Origin of the sequence: Dermacoccus sp. UBA1591, from assembly GCF_002322065.1 — a bacterium.
In the GTDB taxonomy this organism is placed as follows: domain Bacteria; phylum Actinomycetota; class Actinomycetes; order Actinomycetales; family Dermatophilaceae; genus Dermacoccus; species Dermacoccus nishinomiyaensis.
In genome coordinates this window covers 76,164-78,543 of sequence record NZ_DCNR01000054.1, presented here as the reverse complement: position 1 = coordinate 78,543, position 2,380 = coordinate 76,164, and the positions used below count along the sequence as shown (strand labels likewise).

Here is a 2,380-nt window from a genome sequence, read left to right as displayed (position 1 = left end):
CACCCACCGGCGTCGTGGTGTGTGGTGGGTGCTGTGTCGTGACGGTCGGGTGGGGGGTGCGAGATTTCTCGCGCGTGGCCCCACCGGCGAGCGTGGTCGAGCCGCGCGGACGAGGCGGGCCGGCAGGTTCGCGCGTGGCCCGTCAGTGGAAGGGCGGCGTCACCCGAGCAGGTCGAGCTCGTCGGCTCGGATCTCGGTGACGTGGTTGCTGCCCTGGGTGCGCTGCTCGGTGACGTCGCCACGCACGCGGATGACGGAGCCGAGGCGCAGGTGCTCGGTGGCGGGCAGCGGGCAGCACAGGGCGAGGCCGTCGTCGACGGTTCGGAAGCAGTGGCGCACGACGTCGGCGGTGTCGCCGTCACGTGGCGGGGTGGTGCCGGCGACGCGGGCGATGACGTCGACGGTGGTGCCCACGTCGGCGAGGAACGCGACGGACGTCGTCGTGCCGGAGCCTCGTTCGGCGGGGCCGGCGGCGACGCCGGAGTAGCGCTGGTCGGCGTCTTTGCGGTCTTGGCCGCGCACGATGCGCGGAATGGTCACGGGGAGGGAGATCACGTCGTCCTCAAGGGGTTGAAGCAGTCACGGAGCACCGTGACGCGCGTGGCGTCGCGGGTGGTGTGGGCCTTGACGAGGCCGGACAGGGCGAGTCGTTCACCCTCGGTGATGCCGTAACGGCGCTGAGTCGACCACTCGAGGAGATCGTTCGTGCCCTCGACGCGCAGCACGTAGGTGAACGTGCGTCGCGCGGCGGTGACATGTTCGACGACGACGCGCAGGCGCAGCTGTTCGCCCTGCGTGCCGATCCATTCGCTCGCGGTGTGGCGCGCGAGGATGCCGGCAGCTGTGCTGGGCTTCCCGGCATGGCCGCGGGTGGACATGGCGTCGGTTGCGGAGGTCGTGACGCGGTGCGCGTGTGGGCACATGAAGGCTGGCGCAGACATCGACTTCCCCTCTCCGTGAACGATGGTCTCGGTATGAGGACGCATGAACGCCCACGCAGGTTGCGTGGGGTGCTCGAGCAATCGTGTGTTCCCCTCTTTCGAGCGTAACGCGCATCGCCCCCTCGGACGGCGGTCGCGAGGAGGCGATATGACGGGCGGGCGAGACGTGTGTCGCTATGCCTTGCGGCGCAGCGCCTTGGGGGCGCCGAGAGCGGCCGCGACGCCGAGGGCCGAGCGGGGTGCCCAGGCCGTGCGCCACAAGCCACCGTGTGCGGCGCCGTCGCTGAAGAGTTCTTCGGCGTGGGCGCGCTGAGGCGCGGCGCCGGGGGCGAGGTCGTCACGCATGACGTCGTGGACGAGCAACGCCGCCATGAGCGCGCGGCTCGTCTCGGCGGCGAAGACCTCGACGCCGAAGTGGTGCGCGCCGGCGTAGGCGGCCTTGAGGGCGGTGTTCTTCGTCACCGACCGGGTGAACGTCGCGGGTGCGACGTTGAACGAGACGCGGCGCCCGTCAGCCTCCGAGGCGACGGCGCGCCAGCGCTGCAGGCGCTTCGCGACGGCGTAGTTGGGACCCTGCTGGGCGATGATGCAGTCGGCGACGCGCGAGCCCTTCGGGTAGGGCTCGGTGAACAGTTGGCCGCGTGACGCGGTGCGCAGCGCGCGCTTCGCGAAACCCTTGCTGCCGTGGCGTGACCACCGCGAGCGGGCGCCGTCGATGATCTCCTGGGGCACGACGAACGCGTCGGTCGGCGTCGCGAGATACGCGAGCACCGTCGTCGGGCGGCGCTCCTGCAGCCAGGTGGCGATGAGGTCGGCGGCGAGCGTCAGGCGGATGTGCATGCCCGAATCGGCATAGGCGTGCATGCCGAGGACGACGGTGTCGTCACCCGCCTGCTCGTCGATCCACGCAGCGACGGCCGCGGTGTCGCGCGTGATGTCGGCGCCCGTCTCGCCGTCCTTCGTCGGCAGGCTGACGTGGCCCGCACCGTCGCGCGCCATCTTCTCGAGGCGCTCGCTGACGCGGGGGATGTCGATCGCGAGGATGCGTGCGCCCCAGCTCGACAGCATCTCGAGCGGCCCCATCTCGGCGCCGGCGCCGATGTCGGCGACGACGTGGCCAGGCAGGCTCAGCCACTCCGGGTGCGCGACGACACGCATGACGGCGTCCGCGCACGACTGCTCCACGATGCCCTTGTGCACCCACGCCGCGAGTTGGCGTTCGAGATCGTGGCCGCTCAGCATGCGCCCCTGGTAGGGGATGGCGAGTTCGTGACGAGGCTCGGCGGTGCCGTCCACGGTGTGGGTGCCGAACGTGCCGCGGGCGGCATCGACGGCGGCGTCGACGTCGAGGTCGGCGAGCGGTGTCTGCGTGCCGTCGTTGGCAACGTGGACGAGATGGGCGCGCGCCGCGGCGAGGCCGTCGCGGGCGATCGTCGTCG

Annotated in this window: 3 protein-coding genes; all 3 read right to left on the bottom strand. The window is 71.6% G+C overall.

Annotated elements, in window-relative coordinates:
• Positions 1–159 precede the first annotated feature (159 nt).
• Complete coding sequence (locus B2284_RS06025) at positions 160–555, bottom strand: hypothetical protein (RefSeq protein WP_038566480.1); 396 nt, start codon at positions 553–555, stop codon at positions 160–162.
• The gene (locus tag B2284_RS06020; protein ID WP_136788172.1) at positions 552–941 is read right to left on the bottom strand and encodes a hypothetical protein; all 390 of its coding nucleotides are present in this window, start codon (positions 939–941) and stop codon (positions 552–554) included. The genes B2284_RS06025 and B2284_RS06020 overlap by 4 nt, the downstream gene beginning before the upstream one ends.
• 174 nt (positions 942–1,115) lie before the next feature.
• On the bottom strand, positions 1,116–2,380 hold a 1,265-nt coding region (locus B2284_RS06015; RefSeq protein WP_286697298.1), incomplete at its 5' end, for a hypothetical protein.